This window comes from Flavobacterium sp. MFBS3-15 (assembly GCF_026107645.2).
In the GTDB taxonomy this organism is placed as follows: Bacteria; Bacteroidota; Bacteroidia; order Flavobacteriales; family Flavobacteriaceae; genus Flavobacterium.
In genome coordinates this window covers 208,192-225,141 of record NZ_JAPCHV010000006.1, presented here as the reverse complement: position 1 = coordinate 225,141, position 16,950 = coordinate 208,192, and the positions used below count along the sequence as shown (strand labels likewise).

15 protein-coding genes are annotated in these 16,950 nt (G+C 41.5%); 8 read left to right on the top strand and 7 right to left on the bottom strand.

The window, feature by feature from the left end:
* Nucleotides 1-772 precede the first annotated feature (772 nt).
* Both OGH69_RS07250 and OGH69_RS07245 read right to left on the bottom strand, forming a co-directional pair.
* Nucleotides 773-1,387: a deoxynucleoside kinase gene (locus OGH69_RS07250; RefSeq protein ID WP_265173784.1), complete on the bottom strand. Its 615-nt coding sequence runs from the start codon at nt 1,385-1,387 to the stop codon at nt 773-775.
* Complete coding sequence (locus OGH69_RS07245; RefSeq protein ID WP_265173783.1) at nt 1,387-2,172, bottom strand: hypothetical protein; 786 nt, start codon at nt 2,170-2,172, stop codon at nt 1,387-1,389. Before OGH69_RS07245 ends, OGH69_RS07250 begins: the two co-directional genes overlap by 1 nt.
* 139 nt (nt 2,173-2,311) lie before the next feature.
* On the opposite strand from OGH69_RS07245, the gene OGH69_RS07240 reads away from it, so the two are divergent.
* The 8 genes from OGH69_RS07240 (at nt 2,312) to OGH69_RS07205 (ending at nt 9,671) form a co-directional block, all read left to right on the top strand.
* Nucleotides 2,312-3,205 carry a GLPGLI family protein gene (locus OGH69_RS07240; RefSeq protein ID WP_265173782.1) on the top strand — a complete coding sequence of 298 codons (894 nt, stop codon included), beginning with the start codon at nt 2,312-2,314 and terminating at the stop codon, nt 3,203-3,205.
* An 86-nt stretch (nt 3,206-3,291) separates the two neighbouring features.
* Nucleotides 3,292-4,080, top strand: coding sequence for a GLPGLI family protein (locus tag OGH69_RS07235; RefSeq protein ID WP_265173781.1), 789 nt, complete (start codon nt 3,292-3,294; stop codon nt 4,078-4,080).
* A 50-nt stretch (nt 4,081-4,130) separates the two neighbouring features.
* The gene (locus tag OGH69_RS07230; protein WP_265173780.1) at nt 4,131-4,937 is read left to right on the top strand and encodes a GLPGLI family protein; all 807 of its coding nucleotides are present in this window, start codon (nt 4,131-4,133) and stop codon (nt 4,935-4,937) included.
* Between the two features lie 90 nt (nt 4,938-5,027).
* Nucleotides 5,028-5,864: a GLPGLI family protein gene (locus tag OGH69_RS07225; protein ID WP_265173779.1), complete on the top strand. Its 837-nt coding sequence runs from the start codon at nt 5,028-5,030 to the stop codon at nt 5,862-5,864.
* A 30-nt stretch (nt 5,865-5,894) separates the two neighbouring features.
* Nucleotides 5,895-8,648, top strand: a complete 2,754-nt coding sequence (locus OGH69_RS07220) for a TonB-dependent receptor (RefSeq protein ID WP_265173778.1) — start codon at nt 5,895-5,897, stop codon at nt 8,646-8,648.
* 97 nt (nt 8,649-8,745) lie between these two features.
* Nucleotides 8,746-8,964, top strand: a complete 219-nt coding sequence (locus OGH69_RS07215) for a hypothetical protein (RefSeq protein ID WP_265173777.1) — start codon at nt 8,746-8,748, stop codon at nt 8,962-8,964.
* A gap of 212 nt (nt 8,965-9,176) precedes the next feature.
* Nucleotides 9,177-9,404, top strand: coding sequence for a hypothetical protein (locus tag OGH69_RS07210; RefSeq protein ID WP_265173776.1), 228 nt, complete (start codon nt 9,177-9,179; stop codon nt 9,402-9,404).
* Nucleotides 9,405-9,479: 75 nt separating this feature from the next.
* A complete protein-coding gene (locus OGH69_RS07205) occupies nt 9,480-9,671 on the top strand; it encodes a cold-shock protein (RefSeq protein ID WP_265173775.1) in 192 nt (63 codons plus the stop codon).
* Nucleotides 9,672-9,873: 202 nt separating this feature from the next.
* On the opposite strand, the gene OGH69_RS07200 is transcribed toward OGH69_RS07205, so the two are convergent.
* The 5 genes from OGH69_RS07200 to OGH69_RS07180 all read right to left on the bottom strand — a co-directional run bounded on the left by OGH69_RS07200 (nt 9,874) and on the right by OGH69_RS07180 (nt 16,941).
* Entirely contained in the window at nt 9,874-12,318 is a 2,445-nt protein-coding gene (locus OGH69_RS07200; protein WP_265173774.1) for a sodium-translocating pyrophosphatase, read from the bottom strand.
* Between the two features lie 125 nt (nt 12,319-12,443).
* On the bottom strand, nt 12,444-12,974 hold the full coding sequence (locus OGH69_RS07195; RefSeq protein ID WP_265173773.1) for an inorganic diphosphatase: 531 nt from the start codon (nt 12,972-12,974) through the stop codon (nt 12,444-12,446).
* 259 nt (nt 12,975-13,233) lie between these two features.
* Entirely contained in the window at nt 13,234-13,797 is a 564-nt protein-coding gene (locus OGH69_RS07190) for a hypothetical protein (protein WP_265173772.1), read from the bottom strand.
* Between the two features lie 105 nt (nt 13,798-13,902).
* Nucleotides 13,903-14,382, bottom strand: a complete 480-nt coding sequence (locus OGH69_RS07185) for a hypothetical protein (protein WP_265173771.1) — start codon at nt 14,380-14,382, stop codon at nt 13,903-13,905.
* Between the two features lie 66 nt (nt 14,383-14,448).
* Entirely contained in the window at nt 14,449-16,941 is a 2,493-nt protein-coding gene (locus tag OGH69_RS07180) for a DUF5686 and carboxypeptidase-like regulatory domain-containing protein (protein ID WP_265173770.1), read from the bottom strand.
* Nucleotides 16,942-16,950: the final 9 nt, after the last annotated feature.

The window sequence follows — 16,950 nt, the reverse complement described above, 5'->3', positions numbered from 1 at the left end:
TTATATTTTTACGATCTTTATTCAGGTCTTTTTCAATAATCGCTAAGAGTTTCTTACTCTCTCTTATGCTGTCAATCCAATATGTCTATGAACGTATCATTCTTTATTTTCTCACTAACCCCGTTCGCCGTAACGGCTCCCTGTGTTAGCGGGTGCAAAAGTACAACTTCTTTTTAAACCCGCAAGCGTTTTGAAAACTTTTTTTGAAATTATTTTCTCGCGCCGTTTTCAGTAAATCTTGAAGTGAACCTGCTTTCCTTTCCTGTCGGTTAGGGAGGGCAAAGATAATTTCTTTTTCCAACACAATCCAAATCTTTTTTTACTTTTTTTTCAATCCTTTTTCCGAATCCTCATCTCACTACATAATAGTAAAAATCCTCTTTTTAAAAGGCTTGTTGCGGTGTCAATTTGCCTATGAACATTGCCGTTATTGCGGGTGCAAAAGTAGTAACCTTTTCCGCTTTTCCAAACTTTTAAATCATCTTTTTTAATCTTTTTTCCTAAACTTTTTCTTAACTATCTGATAAGGTGAACTTTGGGAATGGAAGTTTTTTTCGAGTGATTTACTATAAAGCATTTTTGATTGCAGGTATTACCGATCAATGTTTCTGATCAGTCGATACTGCGGGTAATGGCAAGGGCGACCGATGACGTATCGACCTTTATAATATATAATTAGCGATTATAAAATATTTTTCGTCTGACCTTATTACTTAGAAGTAATCAATATAGTGCAGCGATGTACATTTTATACTATAAATTATAATGTGGTTTAAAACAACCCATTCACCTCGGCGTTTATACGGTTGATGATCTGACCAAGATCTTCCGGATTATTGACAAAATCCAACTTATCTACATCTATAATAAGGAGCTTGCCCTTGTCATAACTTTGTATCCAGGCTTCGTAGCGTTCGTTAAGGCGGCTCAAGTAATCGATGGAAATGGAATTTTCGTAATCGCGGCCGCGACTGTGTATCTGTTTTACGAGGTTAGGTATCGAACTGCGTAGGTAAATGAGCAGATCCGGAGCACCTACAAATTTTTCCATCAGCTCAAAAAGCGACTTGTAATTATTAAAGTCACGATTGGTCATCAGGCCCATAGCATGAAGATTAGGCGCAAAAATATGCGAGTCTTCATATATAGTACGGTCCTGTATGATGTTTTTCCCACTTTCACGAATCTGCATGATTTGGCTAAAGCGGCTGTTTAGGAAATAGATTTGCAGGTTAAACGACCAACGCTCCATTTGGTGGTAAAAATCATCAAGGTAGGGATTATCCACCACATCCTCGTAGTGGGGTTCCCATTTGAAATGTTTTGCCAAAAGGCCTGTGAGTGTGGTCTTACCGGCGCCAATGTTGCCTGCGACTGCTATATGCATTATTTTAGTAATGTTACTTTATAGTGGATAATTACGGAGTCGGTAAAAATAGACAAAATTTCCCCTGCATAATAGAAACTACGGAAGCTTTTTTCCACAGCATCAATTGAAGAACTTGTCTCCTTTGCCGGATTATATTGATACATTATCCCTCCCCTGCTATATAATAAAGTATTGGATGACACTATCTGCAACTGGTCAAAGTCGGGCACTTTACCCAACGAATTGACTTTACCAAAAAGGTTTACCGCATACCAGTTGTTATTTGCATCTATCCAATAAAAGTAGTTGTAATCGTTTTGGTAATACTTTATCCCGTCATTGAATGGCGGTGCCAGCGTACGAAAATTACCCTTAGCTAAATCATACAGCCCTACCTGCTGCATTGCCACATCATATACCCATAGGCGGTTTTGTGAGGCAAGACCTACAGCCTCGGCAATGATGGGCTGGGGAATATCGGAAAAATTGATGCGTGAGGTTTCGTTCATTTGATTGTCCAGCAGCACAACCGTATTGAATTTCCGGTAGAACAATACGATCTGTAAGGGATTCTGCAAATCGGCCCTGTAAATATTGCCCAGTGAAAGCGCTTTGAACTTGAGCACCTGTCCGTCCTTTTCCTTTCGCAATTCATTATCAAGCACCGTATACTGCCAGCCATAACTATCGGCCCCCAAATACTGCTCCGGCCCTGCTTTGGAACTGTTGAATAACTTTACAGGAATGACAGCATCCTGCGCCATAGTGGCAGTAATGATAAATAGCGTTAGGATTGACAGCATTGCTTTCATCATGGCAAAGTACAAAAAAATAACATTGCCATATACAGTATTATTCTAAACAGCTAAAAGCATCACATTTTACCGGAAATTCATGTAACGAAACCAATTCATACTCGTCTAACTGTAAACCTAGAAAACTATGAAGCATTTTTTTTACTTAGCAGCAGCATTACTTTCGATGCTGAATGCAGCAGCCCAGGATTTCCAGGGTGTGGCTACCTATGAATCCAAAACCAGCATGGAAGACATGAAGAAATTTAGCGGGCAGAACAAGGAAATCACTCCCGAAATGCAGAAGATGATTGAGGACCGCGTTAAAAAAATGTTCGAGAAAACCTTTGTCCTGAAGTTTGACCGAACGGCATCTACATATGAAGAAGAGGAAAAACTGGACAGCCCGAACGATCCAATGGCGCAGGGATTCAAAATGATGGGCTCTATAATGGGCGGCGGCGGAAAGCACTATAAAAATGTGAAGGAAAAAACCATGCTGCAGGAAAAAGATATTTTCGGAAAAGAGTTTCTGGTTAGTGATTCGCTGCCGGGAATAAAATGGGTCATGGTAAACGAGTCGAAAAAAATAGGCAACTACACCTGCTACAAGGCTACAGCCGAAATCCCGGTGGACAAGTCGAACATGATGAATTACCGCCCAAAGAAAGGTGCTGAAGAAGAGATGAAGAAGAAAAGTGAAGAGGAACTAAAAAAGACCAACTTCATGGAGATGGTGGAAATGCCCGACACCAAAATTATCACCGCTTGGTACACCCCCGAGATACCCGTAAGCCAGGGCCCGGGCAACTACTGGGGGCTTCCGGGACTCATATTAGAAGTTTCTGATGATAAAACGGTGCTGCTTTGCTCTAAAGTAGTTTTAAATCCAAAAGAAAAATCTGAAATTAAGGCACCTAAAAAGGGTGAAAAGGTTACGCAGGCAGAGTTTGCCGAAATCATGTCCAAAAAAATCCAGGAGATGCAGGACATGTATGGCGCGCCGGGCGGCGGCGGCAGGAGGATGCGTTTTGGCGGGTAAATAAGGTAGTTTGCAGATTTTTCTTTCATAAACATACTAAACCAGAGTTGTTTGCTGTTCTCTTAGCTCCAACCTAAACCAATTTTATGAAAAAATTACTGCTCTGCTGTACCATAATGGCTACAGTTTATTTATATGCACAGGATTTTAAAGGCATTGCCGTTTATGAATCTGTATCCACCCTGAAAAATTTGGAGTCCAGGATATCGAAGCTTGACCCGGCCATGCAGGCCCGGATGAAAGAGGCGCTATCAAAACCTGTTGAAAGACAATTCACGCTCTATTTTGACAAAACAGTTTCTGTTTATGAGGAAAATCAAAAACTGGACATAAAATCCGCAGGCTACGGAAGAACGACAGCAAATTTAGTGACCGGAAAAACCTATCGTGACCTGAAGGCTAAAGTAACCATCGAGGAAAAAGAGGTTTTCGGAAAGGAATTTTTAGTAACCGATTCCCTGAAGATGCGAGAGTGGCAACTGGTCAATGAGACAAAGAAAATAGGTAACTACACCTGCTACAAAGCCGCCTACACGATCAAGAGGCCATCGAGAACAGGACCCGAAAACGAAAAGGCAACAGACCTGCTGGGGTCATTGCCCGATGAAATGGTAGTAACAGCATGGTATGCTCCCGAAATACCTGTGAGCCATGGCCCTGATAATTATTGGGGACTTCCGGGAATGATATTATGCATAAGCACCGACAATATGAACATTTTATGCTCAAAACTGGTTCTTAACCCAGCCGAAGGTGTTGACTTGAAAGTGCCTAACAAAGGTGAAAAAGTAACGAAAAAGGAATTTATGGATATAATTTCCAAAAAGGCTGAGGAAATGAGGGAAATGCGGAACACCAAACCCCGCAGGCATTAATCAAATTCCTTACATTGTACTGATATTTTTCATAACTAAAAAATGGATTCATGAAGAAGTACTTTTACCTACTACTGTTTTTAATTGGCTCCAATGCCGTTGCTCAGGAGTTCAAAGGTGTTGCCGAATACCAATCGGTTACAACCCGCAAAAATGCTACCATCAAGATGACGGGTGTAGATCCTGCCATGGAAGCCCAAATGAAAGAAGCGCTTTCCAAACCGATTGAGAATTCGTACATACTATATTTCGATAAAACAGCATCAGTATACGAAATGGTGGTAAAGCTCAACCCCAATGCCCCAGCCGGCATGCGGCCATTCACCCCGGGAAAAAGGTATAACAATCTTAAAGAAGGAATAGTACTTTATGAAAGGGAGCTTTATGATAAAGAGTTCATTGTGCAGGATTCTTTAGAAAAACCGGACTGGAAACTGGAAAATGAAACTAAAAAAATTGGCAACTATACCTGCTACAAAGCCACCTATACAATTGTTATAGAACCGCCAAAAGCTGACGGAGCGGACAAAGCGATCGACCTGATGGCATCATTGCCCCGCAGGGAGATTGTGGTTACTGCATGGTATGCTCCCGAAATACCGGTTAGCCATGGGCCAAGCGAATATTGGGGGTTGCCGGGACTAATACTTGGCATATCGACAGACAATATGACCATGCTCTGTACTAAACTTACCCTAAACCCGAAAGAAAAGGTTGAAGTAAAGGCACCAAGCAAAGGTCAAAAGGTAACTCAGGAAAAATTTAATGAAATTGGAAGGAAAAAATCTGAAGAGATGAAAGACCTGTATGCCCCAAAGCCAGGATCAAAATCGATGACAATAACTATAGGAGGCTAACATTAACTATGATTTTAGTTTTTTAACTACAAAAATAGTTTTACAACTAATAATTTAGTTTATTTGTAAGTAAACTAAAAATCTATACTCATGAAAAACAAATTGCTTTATCTTTTTGCGCTCATTTCGTTTTATGTATCTGCCCAAAATTTCAAGGGGACCGCTGTTTATGAGTCGAAAACGACCTTCAACTTTGACGAGACTGAAACAAAAACCGAAGGTGGCACCCTTCCCCCTGAGATTGACGCCCAGATACAGGAACAGCTTAAAAAAGCCTTTGAAAAAACCTTTACACTGCAATTTGACAAAACAACATCGTTATATAAGGAGGAAGAGAAGCTTAATAAACCCTCCGGCGACGGAAGTGTTATGGTCTCGATAAACTTCAACGGTGGGGGCACCCTGTACAAAAACCTTAAAGACCAGACAGCGCTTACAGAAACCGAGATTTTTGGAAAGGAGTTCCTCATTACCGAACAACTGGAAAAACGGGAGTGGAAAATGACCGGTGAAACAAAAAAAATTGGCAATTATACCTGCTACAAGGCAACGGCTGTCATAAAAGCCAAGCAGCCCGAGGAAGGTGATAAAGCCGTAAGCCTGACGTCGGCACCGACAAAAGATATGAACATTATAGCATGGTATACACCTGACATCCCGATAAGCAACGGTCCCGGTGATTACTGGGGGTTGCCCGGGCTAATACTGGAAGTGAATGATGTCAATACAATTTTACTATGCTCCAAAATTATACTCAACCCAAAAGAAAAATTTGAAATAAAAATGCCCAAAAGGGGAACTAGCGTAACAAGGAAAGAGTTTAATGAAATAATGGAAAAAAAATCGCAGGAAATGATGGAAATGAATGATGGCCCATCGAACCCCGGAACCATAAGGACAACGCGCACTATACGCATAGGAGGGTAACCCCTATGCACCAATAACCAATAACACACAATGAAAAAATTACTGTTTGCCTTCGCTTTATTACTATCTGCCTTTTCCTATTCACAAAACATACGTTACGAAGGCGTGCTGCGCGATTCCCTTGGAGCGCCGCTCGAAATGGGGAACGTTATGGCCGTGAACAAGGCTACCAATGCAATGGACTCCTATGCCATTACCAACGATAAAGGGAAATTCCAATTGGTATTGAGCGCCAATACCCAATATATCATCAAGGCGAGCTATATCGGCTTTGCAGCTTATGAAGAGACCATAACTACCGGTACCGAAAATATGGTAAAGGTCATTACTATGAAAGCTGGAATCATGCTGGATGAAGTCGAGATTGTCCACGAAATGCCTGTTACCATTAAAGGAGACACCATTGTATATAATTCCGACTCATTTACCAACGGTAGTGAACGAAAGCTTGAGGACGTCCTCAAAAAGCTGCCCGGCGTAGAGGTAGATGCTGACGGTAATGTAAAAGTGGAAGGTAAAAGTGTTTCGAAACTAATGGTAGAAGGCAAAGATTTTTTTGATGGCGATACCAAACTGGGCGTAAAAAATATCCCTGCCGATGCGGTGAGTAAAGTGGAGGTATTGCGCAATTACAATGAAGTAAGCCAGTTGCGCGGTGTACAGAACAATGAAGATAATGTTGCCATGAACATCAAACTGAAGGACGGCAAAAAGAATTTTTGGTTTGGCGATATGGCTGCCGGGGCCAGCATTGGCGAAGGGGAGCGGTACATACTAAATCCGAAGATATTTTATTATAACCCGAAGTACAGCCTGAATTTTATTGGCAACTTTAATAATACGGGTGAACTCCCACTCACTATGTCGGACTACTTTAAGTTCTCTGGCGGATTCCGTAACCTGATGCGCAGGAGTGGCACGTCATTCAACATCGGCTCCAATGACCTGGGGCTTTCGCTGATGCGGAATAACAGGGCAAAGGAAATAGAAACTAAGTTCGGTGCCGGCAACTTTAGCTACAATGTGACCGACAAATGGAACCTGAGCGGCTTTACAATTATCAACTCCAACCGTACTGAAATGGAAACCGTGAGCCGTAGCGTACTCCTTGACCCTGTTACAGGCGAACCCCAAACGACACAGGATACGGAGTCGACTTCCGAGCAAAAAAGCGAATTTGCCATGTTCAAGTTGAGTTCGAGCTATAAGCCGAACGCCAACCTGCATTTTGACTATGATGCTTTCCTGAAAACATCCAACCAGGAAGAAGGGAATGCATTGCTGTCGCAAGTATTTCCCGAAACATCGCAAAGCCAGGACATCTATACCGATAAAGCACAAAAACCATTATCGTTTAACCAGAACCTGAATCTATATTATACGCTAAACGACAAGAACATTTTTGCCTTTGAAGCACAGCATATTTACCAGGATGAAGACCCGTTGTACCACGCCAACCTGGCAGAGAACCCGTTCCCAAGCACCCCTGGCTCAGATCCCGATCTTTCTTTAGGACTTGAACCTGCTACCCGCTACGACATTTCGCAGGAAAGATTCATTAAGACAAATAAAGCAGATGCCAAACTTGACTACTATTATATGGTAACATCAAAGAGTAATATCAATTTTACCCTGGGCAATACCTATTCCTTCCAAAACTTCAATTCAGCGTTATTCCAAACTATGGATGATGGCTCGGTAAACGACCTGAATGAGAATACCAAGAACAATGTAGATTATGTGTTCAACGACCTGTTCCTGGGTGTACACTACCGTTGGCTTACAGGAAGCTTCGAATTTAATCCCGGATTTACAGTCCATCAATATAATGTATGGAATGAGCAATTGGGGACCAGAGTAGAAAATAACTTTAGGAGAATATTACCTGATGTATTTGCACAATATAACATCCGCAAATCGGAAAGGCTGATTTACAACTATAGCATGACAACCAATTTTACAGATGTGGCTGATTTCGCCCGCGGACTGGTGATGAACAGCTACAAATCGCTTTTTCGGGGCAACAGGTACCTCGACAATGGCATTTACCAGAACCACTCGCTGATGTATTCAAAATATAACATGTTCAACTTTACACAGATATTCGGGGCAGTTAATTATACACATATGATGGATGCCATGAAAAACCTTTCGGCATTTAGCGGTATCAACCAGATAGGTACACTTGAAAACTCTCCTTATGCTGATGAATCGCTTTCGGCCAATGCAGGATACAACAGAAGCTTTGCCCGCTTTTACAAAATAGGCACAAATGTATCTGTAAATTGGAGTAAGTACAATAACTTCCGTTTCGACCCTGAATTAACAAGCGGTGAACCATCCATTGACAATTCGATACGCCAGGTGAACGAACAGTTATCACAAAGCTACAATGGAACTTTTGGGACTAATTATAAAACCATCCCTAACGTTGAAGTAGGTTATACCTTCTCTGTAAACGATTATGGCACCAGTAATTTCTATAACCACAAGCCGTTTGCCAGCCTGAATTATTATTTTTGGGATTCTTTTACCATCAGGGCTGAATATGAATACAACCATTACTATAACAGTGATAAGACTAGTGACAATGAGTATGACTTCCTGAGTGCTGACATCATGTACCGTAAAAAGGACAGTCATTGGGAATTCAAGGTAGGCGGGACTAATCTGCTTAATACAACCTCGCTGAACGACGACAGTTTTAACCAATTCTCAACCTACACATCACGATATAGAGTTCAACCAAGATATTTGCTACTGACAATACGATATGATTTATAATTTATTTGGAACCCATATTTATAAATAAATTTTATAAAACTTATTATTACCATAAATAATCATTATATTTGTAGCAAATAATTTTTAAATCAATAAAATGGCGACAGATTTCCAGGTTAAAAAAGAAAAATTCAGCTCCCTTGCATTTCAGATAAGGGTAGATAACATGGATTTCTTTAGAGGCAAAACACTATCAAAAGTATTCATTATAGGGAAGTCAGCTGATGACAAACCTGCGCTTCTATACCCAAAGAATGATGTGCCGGATGATATAAAAGAGAAGTTAAACGGAGCATTTACGTCTGTTTTCGGTTAGTAGATACACACCATAGTATACTGAACAATGTCAGGTAAAATTTTGAATTAAATTTGAATTTAAATATAATGAGCCCGGTATTTAGCGGGCTCATTTCTTTTATCCAATTTCCTTGCTGGTCAGGATAAGAATTCCAGTTTACACCATTTTTTAGCCTTCAATAACTTCCAAACCGATTTATAAAACAATAAATAACTTATTTAAAAAAACATATGGCTGATTCTTTTCAAAAAAAAGAAAGTATAAAAAAAAACGCTTTAAAAAAGAAATTCAAAGCTTCAAAAAAGCTTGAAAGGAAAACAAATAACAATAAGGGGAAGGGATTTGAGAGCATGATTGCTTATGTAGATCAAAATGGACATCTTACCTCTACCCCTCCAGACCAAACTGTGGCCGGGAAACCCGTGAATAATCCTAATTTGATACGGCCGGCAAAGTAATTTTAAAAATAAAAAACTATTAATCAATAAGTTCCATTTCAAAGACTATCTTTGCACAAAATTAATACATTTAAAATGCAAGAAGGTACAGTTAAATTCTTCAATGAAGAAAAAGGTTTCGGATTTATTACCCCGAACGACGGTGGAAAAGAAATCTTTGTCCATGTTTCAGGCCTCACAGAAAATATCCGTGAGAACGATCAGGTCCGTTATAACGTGGAAGAAGGCCGTAAAGGTCCAAATGCAACAAACGTAGTCGTAGCTTAAGATACTATAACAGTTCGTTACAGAGCAACTCATTTTAACTGCCCTCAATAGCTCTCCTATTGAGGGCAGTTTTGTAGTAAATCCAGGCAAATTTGGAAAAATGCAGGTATTCTAACTTCGACAGTACCCGGAATCTTGCAGTTTAAATAAAAAATCCCACGCCTTTCGACGTGGGATTTTGCTATTATTTGAATTGAAACAATTATCCTCTTCGTTCCTTTTTAAAGGTATCAATTTGGGCATCAACTTCCTCAGAAGTACCCTGAAAAGTTTTTTCCTCGGTTTTAATCTCGTTATTATCTGTTAAAGTAGAAATGACAACAGTAGCGGTTACTTTTCCATTCTCATCTTTTTGGCGTTCAATGGAAATCTCCTCGCTTTTTGTCTGTGAAACCAATGCAGGCTCATCGTCTGCAATAACCTCAGTATTTTGTGCGGCAGTTGTAGTTGTAAGCTCTGTAGTGGCGTGCCCGCCTAATATAGGGGCTATAACAAGGCCGATAAGACACGTGAGCTTGATAAGGATGTTCATTGATGGGCCTGAAGTATCCTTGAAAGGATCACCTACCGTATCACCGGTTACAGCAGCTTTATGTGCATCCGATCCTTTATAAGTCATTTCACCGTTAATCATCACGCCGGCTTCAAATGATTTCTTGGCATTATCCCATGCCCCGCCGGCATTGTTTTGGAACACTGCCCAAAGCACACCTGATACGGTAACACCAGCCATATAGCCTCCAAGCATTTCGGCAACAAGCTGGTAATTTTCCGGATAAATGACCATTCCGCCCAATGCTATGGCGATTGGGAAACCTATTGTAAGAATGCCCGGAAGCATCATTTCGCGAAGCGCGGCCTTGGTAGAGATTTCCACACACTTACCATATTCCGGTTTGCCTGTACCTTCCATAATTCCCGGTATTTCGCGGAATTGCCTCCTTACCTCATATACCATGTCCATCGCAGCTTTACCCACAGAATTCATGGCCAAAGCTGAGAACACTACCGGAATCATTCCCCCTACAAAAAGCATGGCCAGTACCGGTGCTTTAAAGATGTTGATGCCATCGATTCCTGTAAACGTTACATAGGCCGCAAAAAGCGCTAACGATGTCAGTGCTGCCGAGGCAATTGCAAATCCTTTACCTGTAGCTGCCGTTGTATTACCTACCGAGTCCAAGATATCGGTACGTGTGCGCACTTCCTTAGGCAGCTCGCTCATTTCCGCAATACCCCCAGCGTTATCGGATATTGGTCCGAAAGCATCGATTGCCAACTGCATGGCTGTTGTAGCCATCATAGCCGAAGCTGCCAACGCCACTCCATAGAATCCTGCAAAAGCATATGAAGCCCAAATGGCGCCCGCAAAAAGCAATACGGTTGGGAATGTCGATATCATACCTGTTGCTAAACCTGCAATGATGTTGGTTCCCGCGCCGGTACTTGATTTTTGTACGATGGCAAGGATTGGTTTTTTACCCAGGCCGGTATAATACTCCGTTACCGATGAAATGACACCACCTACAAATAGCCCGACAAGCGTAGCATAAAATACCCTCATGGACGAAATGTCTTTAGCGCCTTCGCCATAAAACTCCATCTGCATGGTTTCAGGAAGCATATATTGCACCAGGAAGAAGCACGATATGGCTACTAAAATAATTGACACCCAATTACCCACATTGAGCGCACCCTGTACCTGCGCTTCCCTGGCATCATTATCTTTAATGCGTACAAGCAGTGTTCCTATTATTGAGAAAAGGATACCGAAACCGGCAATTGCCATCGGTAGGAGAATAGGCCCCAAACCTCCGAATGCATCCGTCCATGAAGGATTCGCTGCAAGTATGTCCCTGAGTACGTAATTACCCAAAACCATTGCGGCAAGCACCGTAGCAACATATGACCCGAAAAGGTCTGCTCCCATACCCGCTACATCTCCAACATTGTCACCAACATTGTCCGCAATTGTTGCAGGGTTTCGTGGATCATCCTCCGGAATACCTGCCTCCACTTTACCTACAAGATCGGCGCCTACATCGGCAGCCTTAGTATAAATACCACCCCCCACACGTGCAAACAATGCGATTGACTCAGCTCCCAGTGAAAAGCCTGCAAGAGTTTCCAAAACAATGGTCATATCCATAGTATTGGTCCATACACCACCCATAAAATAGTGGAAGAAAAAAATAAAGAAGCCTGTAAGCCCGAGTACGGCAAGCCCGGCAACGCCAAGCCCCATAACCGTACCGCCTCCAAACGACACTTTTAATGCCTGCGGAAGGCTGCTACGTGCGGCCTGTGTAGTACGAACGTTTGATTTGGTTGCTATCTTCATGCCCATGTTCCCTGCCAAAGCTGAGAAAATAGCACCGAAGATAAAAGCTACCACGATTAGCATATCGGTAGTAGGCACTATATAAGCTATGGCAGCCAGTGCAATGCTCGCCACAATTACAAAAATAGTAAGCAATTTATATTCTGCCTTCAAAAAGGCAAGAGCACCTTCATAGATGTAATCGGAGATTTCTTTCATCTTGCCATCTCCAGCATCCTGTTTAAGCACCCATGATCTTTTAACTGCCATAAAGAGCAGCCCTACAACGGCCATAATAATCGGCACGTAAATCATAATTGACTCCATAAATTAAAAGGTTTATTTGGTTTTGATTTTGTTAATATCTTGTAAATGTAACAAAAGCAAAACAAAAGAAGCAACACTCTTTTACAGAATGTTGCTTTTTAATGGAGTATTTTTAATGCAATACTTTATTTTATGCTGAAAAGCTCTTCAGGCCTGTTTTCAATTGTTGCGAAACGCTCAAGGCATGCATCAATGATTTCGTATGCCTCATTAACGTCTCCCCACCCTTCAACATCAACTTTCTTGTTTTCAAGGTCTTTGTAAACCTGGAAGAAGTGCTCAATCTCTTTAAGCCTGTGCGGGTTTAGATCGCTAAGGTCATTGTATTTGTTCCAAATAGGATCAGATACCGGCACACACACTACTTTTTCATCTGGCCCTTTTTCATCAGCCATGTGGAATACTCCAATTGGCTTCACCTCTATTACACAGCCAGGAAACGTAGGCTCGTGTACTAATACCAACACATCAAGCGGATCGCCGTCAAGGGCAAGCGTTTCAGGGATGAAACCGTAATCGGCAGGGTACATCATCGATGAGAAAAGCATCCTGTCATAGCGTATTTTCTTTAATTTGAAATCGTATTCATATTTGTTCCTGCTCCCTTTTGGGATTTCGATGAGTACGTCAAAGGATTTTAATTTTGCAGCGGTCATATTCTAACTGTATTTTCTGTATTTAGCGGCTGCGAAAGTACATCAAAAAAAAATCATTGACAAGATTTTTAATTCTAAAAAACCAGCGAAATCAATACTTTACAAAAAAATAAAATAAGAAATACCTGGCTTGAAACTCTTAATCGACTTATTGTAATGCATAACAAGAAAATCAACTCTAACCAACTAGGTTTACTGTAGCTGAGATAAAAAACCAAAAAAGCCCCAGATTTGGAGCTTTTTTTATATAAAGTTTTCTTTAATCAATTTCAACCTCTGACTTTTTACAATCAGAGCCGCACCCGTTTTCATTGCAGATTGGCACTTTTTTGCCATCAATATAAAGGTATTGCAGATTACATCCTGATGAGCATCCCTTACAGCTAACTGCTACAGGGTTCGGATTCCCAAACCCGTCATCTACCATAAACATGCCGCTTTGTGTGCGTTTAAGCATAACACCTACAGAAAACGCGCCGCTGTCACTTGCCACGAGCATGTAACCCGTATCGTTACTGTCATTCAGTGCCTCTTTTTTTACAATCTCAAGGGCTATGAGTTCCGATGCGCCCTCTTTATCGGCTACAATTTGCAGGTCTGCCAAAAGAAAACCTTTATCAGCAGTAATTTCAAATAATGTATCTCTGTCAATACCAATTTCGCCATCCCACAAAGAAGATCTTCCTTGTCTGTCGGGTTCTGTCGCGTTTGGATCTATGGCACCTGCATCTGTGGTAAGGTCTACAGCCGATTCCGGACTGCAGGATGTAAATCCTGCAAAAAGCGAAATACAGGCTAAGGTTTTAAGTAATGATCGTTTCATGGGAGTAAGTTTTTGAGTTTCAGTAAGCTTTTAGTTTCATATCAAAAATAAAACATCCCTGCAATACGACCGCCCAATGAAATGTTAATTGTTCACAATAGCAATTTAAAAAACTTCCACTTCATTTTTAGAGCAATCTGCACAGGATGAGCATATAATCCGCTTGGCGCCCTCTGCAAGCTTTACAGCAGGAAGACAGCCTTGATCGCATTCTCCTTTGCAAACAACCAGCAGGTAAGATTCTGAATCTTTTTGTCCTGAGGCATCAAAATAAAACTTATCACCCCTCATTTCCAACAGCGCTGCCACCTTTATACCATCTTCCGTACGGGCAAGCACCATATAATAATCTTCCCCATTCTCACCTTCTGTCTTACCTTTAATCACTTCAAAAGCGGTTAGTTTCATCCCTTCCAGCCTTTTCTCCCATGATTTTTGCAGCTCTGCCTCGTCCAAAAGCCGGATTTCTCCATGTTTTGCAATGGCAGCAGCTTCTTCAGGATAAATGCTCCCCACGGTAGCCTTATCCTCATTTTTGCATGAAAACAAAAAGAAAACAAAAAACATGATAAATAAATGCTTCATAATTCAGGCAATAACAGATTGTAGTATAATAACGAATTTACAAAAAAAATGTTAAACCCGTACAAATTAAAAATAGAAGCCAAATGAGCCTTTAATGGCAAATTTATTTGCATCGGGAAGGTTGAGATAACTTCCCCTCCATGCAAAGTCGAGCCTGAAAACTTTAAATATGTTGCCCACCCCTGCGTGGTATTCCCAGTAAACATCTTCGGGCGCACGGTACTGAATGTTTGAGGCATTCAGCCTGATATTGTCATCGCTCACCGTTCCGTACACACCCTTTATGCCTATTATCTCCCGCAAGTTAAGATCACGAAGACCCGGAATCCTCGAAAACAGCCTGCCATTGAAATTATGCTCAAAGTGCAGCGATACATATTCGTCTGCTACAAATTCATAATAGTTCATCAGGTTATAGGTGTTCTCAATAATGAACCACGATTGGTTACCCGGAACCACCCCCATGAGTCCCAGTGGCACTTCGCCAAATATCTTGCCAGCTTCGAGGGTGGTAAATAAGCGCCCGAAACCTCCAACCAAGACAGGCTGCCTGCAGTAAAACTGAAGCTTTTGGTAGTCAAAATCACTATCGAATACCCCTTTGACACCCTGCGAGAAATTGAGGTAAACCCTGGTATAGTTAAGGTCCACATCAGACCGTTCGACCCCGTACCCTATAGTCCTTCGTTTAGGTGTATAATCAACCTGGAGGCCTAATTCATATTGCTTAACAAATCCCTCTGTTCCCTTTGAATGGTCCCATGGGTCTATATAATAATCCAGGCTAAAAGCGTCCGATGCCGATTTTAATGTCCGGTAATTAATATTCGACCTGAAGGTCAGGTTTTTTACCGGCTCTATCTCGAAACCTACAGTACTGAAATTGATAGACGTAAGCTTGTTATTATTGCCGCTTGAAAAAAGTGATGATGAGGCAAAGCTCCTGCCCAAAACGTCATTGGATGCCGTGAGGCTTACTCCAATCTGTTCAATATCCCGACGTGTACCCCCTGAAATTATAAAACGGTTCCTCTTGTTAACCATCCACTTTCCGGACACGCCGTATTTAAACTGGTTGTCCTTAAAGCCATACGCTGTATATCCTTCCAGGCGCCACGGGTCGTTTTGCCCAAAATAGGTGCGCCCCCCCGTACGGAGCCGGATTCCTTCGACATCATTATAGCCAAATGTGGAAAATATAGGTCCGTAATCAAAGTTGCCCATTTGATAATACCCACTCCCTAACGTGGCTACCAGGCTGTACAATCGCTTGAATTTGGGGACCGTCTTAAGGGTATCCAGCATTTTGTATACGCCCCGCTCGTCATTATTAAGCGACTCAAAACGGTTTTCCTCCCAATATTCGTCAGATCGCCGGTGTATCTCATCATCGTAATAATTTACTTCGGCAGCATAAAAATCGTCCGGTTTCTTTTTATCAAACACATAATCCCGAAAAAGCGTTGTGCGCTTTCCATAAACCCCTTTGGATTTCTCCTTTTTGTTAAGCGCAAAGTCGCTCATCATGTGGTCGCGCTTCAGCAGGAATACCGAATCATTGAGCACTTCAAACTCCTGTTCGATATAAATATCCTTTACCCAGTTGATGTTGGCGCTTTTACTGGCAGCCATCGCAATCTGCTTAATGGCAAACGTTGTATCATTTACCCAAAAATTTCCTTTAAAGGTTAGCTCCCCTTTTCGCCTTGGATAAAAAACGATGTTGTAACACCATTTTTTGTCGATATATGTGCTGTCTGCCAGCACATAATTATACACATTGATGCCCGTGCGCGACAACGGGCTCACAAAGTCCTTGTCAAAAAATTTAAGGTAATTGTCGTAAATATCATAGTCTGCATACAGGTCCTTAATAAAGGCTATGATTTGCTGGTTGTTGCTAAAGCCCGAATTCTTGTTCGCACGAACAATCTCTTTTTTCCTGTTACGGGTATTATCGCCATACACATTGCTCAGTGCCTCATTAATAAATATCGGGAGGTAGGTTTTACCGGTAACACTCGAAGTATCTACATGGTCGAAGATGAACTCCATGCCGCGGAACAGCTTGCTTTTCATAAAAGCGCTGTCTATGCTGTTCATGTCGAACTCTACCTTTTCATACTTATCGTATTCGTATTGCTTGAACATTTTGAGCCCGTTTTTGCGGCGGCGCTCCCATATCTTGCGTAAAATATCAATGGCGGGATTATTCTTTTTAGAGGTTTTACCTGTATAGAGAACCACCTCTTTAAGCTCTTGTACATCATTGAGTACAATTGTCATATCGTAGTTAACCGCCTTATCCAAAAACACCTCCTTATTTCCATACCCCATTGATGTAACCATCAGTTCCGTATGGGTTTCGGGCGACTCCAGGTAAAATTTACCGTTCTCATCGGTAATTGTTCCTTTGCTGGTGCCCTTAAAGGAAACGTTGGCAAACGGAAGCGGTTCGTTATTATCGTCTACCACCACACCGCCAACCTTGGTTTGCGCAAAAATCGATGTTGAAATGAGCAGAAATGCCCCCAGTAAAAACAGTATTTTTCTTTTCATATAGGCTTA

Bases quoted from the DNA above. Each gene is read 5' to 3' on its own strand.
- OGH69_RS07250 (WP_265173784.1), bottom strand. From the start codon at position 1,387: ATGCATATAGCAGTCGCAGGCAACATTGGCGCCGGTAAGACCACACTC.
- OGH69_RS07245 (WP_265173783.1), bottom strand. From the start codon at position 2,172: ATGCTGTCAATCCTAACGCTATTTATCATTACTGCCACTATGGCGCAG.
- OGH69_RS07240 (WP_265173782.1), top strand. From the start codon at position 2,312: ATGAAGCATTTTTTTTACTTAGCAGCAGCATTACTTTCGATGCTGAAT.
- OGH69_RS07235 (WP_265173781.1), top strand. From the start codon at position 3,292: ATGAAAAAATTACTGCTCTGCTGTACCATAATGGCTACAGTTTATTTA.
- OGH69_RS07230 (WP_265173780.1), top strand. From the start codon at position 4,131: ATGAAGAAGTACTTTTACCTACTACTGTTTTTAATTGGCTCCAATGCC.
- OGH69_RS07225 (WP_265173779.1), top strand. From the start codon at position 5,028: ATGAAAAACAAATTGCTTTATCTTTTTGCGCTCATTTCGTTTTATGTA.
- OGH69_RS07220 (WP_265173778.1), top strand. From the start codon at position 5,895: ATGAAAAAATTACTGTTTGCCTTCGCTTTATTACTATCTGCCTTTTCC.
- OGH69_RS07215 (WP_265173777.1), top strand. From the start codon at position 8,746: ATGGCGACAGATTTCCAGGTTAAAAAAGAAAAATTCAGCTCCCTTGCA.
- OGH69_RS07210 (WP_265173776.1), top strand. From the start codon at position 9,177: ATGGCTGATTCTTTTCAAAAAAAAGAAAGTATAAAAAAAAACGCTTTA.
- OGH69_RS07205 (WP_265173775.1), top strand. From the start codon at position 9,480: ATGCAAGAAGGTACAGTTAAATTCTTCAATGAAGAAAAAGGTTTCGGA.
- OGH69_RS07200 (WP_265173774.1), bottom strand. From the start codon at position 12,318: ATGGAGTCAATTATGATTTACGTGCCGATTATTATGGCCGTTGTAGGG.
- OGH69_RS07195 (WP_265173773.1), bottom strand. From the start codon at position 12,974: ATGACCGCTGCAAAATTAAAATCCTTTGACGTACTCATCGAAATCCCA.
- OGH69_RS07190 (WP_265173772.1), bottom strand. From the start codon at position 13,797: ATGAAACGATCATTACTTAAAACCTTAGCCTGTATTTCGCTTTTTGCA.
- OGH69_RS07185 (WP_265173771.1), bottom strand. From the start codon at position 14,382: ATGAAGCATTTATTTATCATGTTTTTTGTTTTCTTTTTGTTTTCATGC.
- OGH69_RS07180 (WP_265173770.1), bottom strand. From the start codon at position 16,941: ATGAAAAGAAAAATACTGTTTTTACTGGGGGCATTTCTGCTCATTTCA.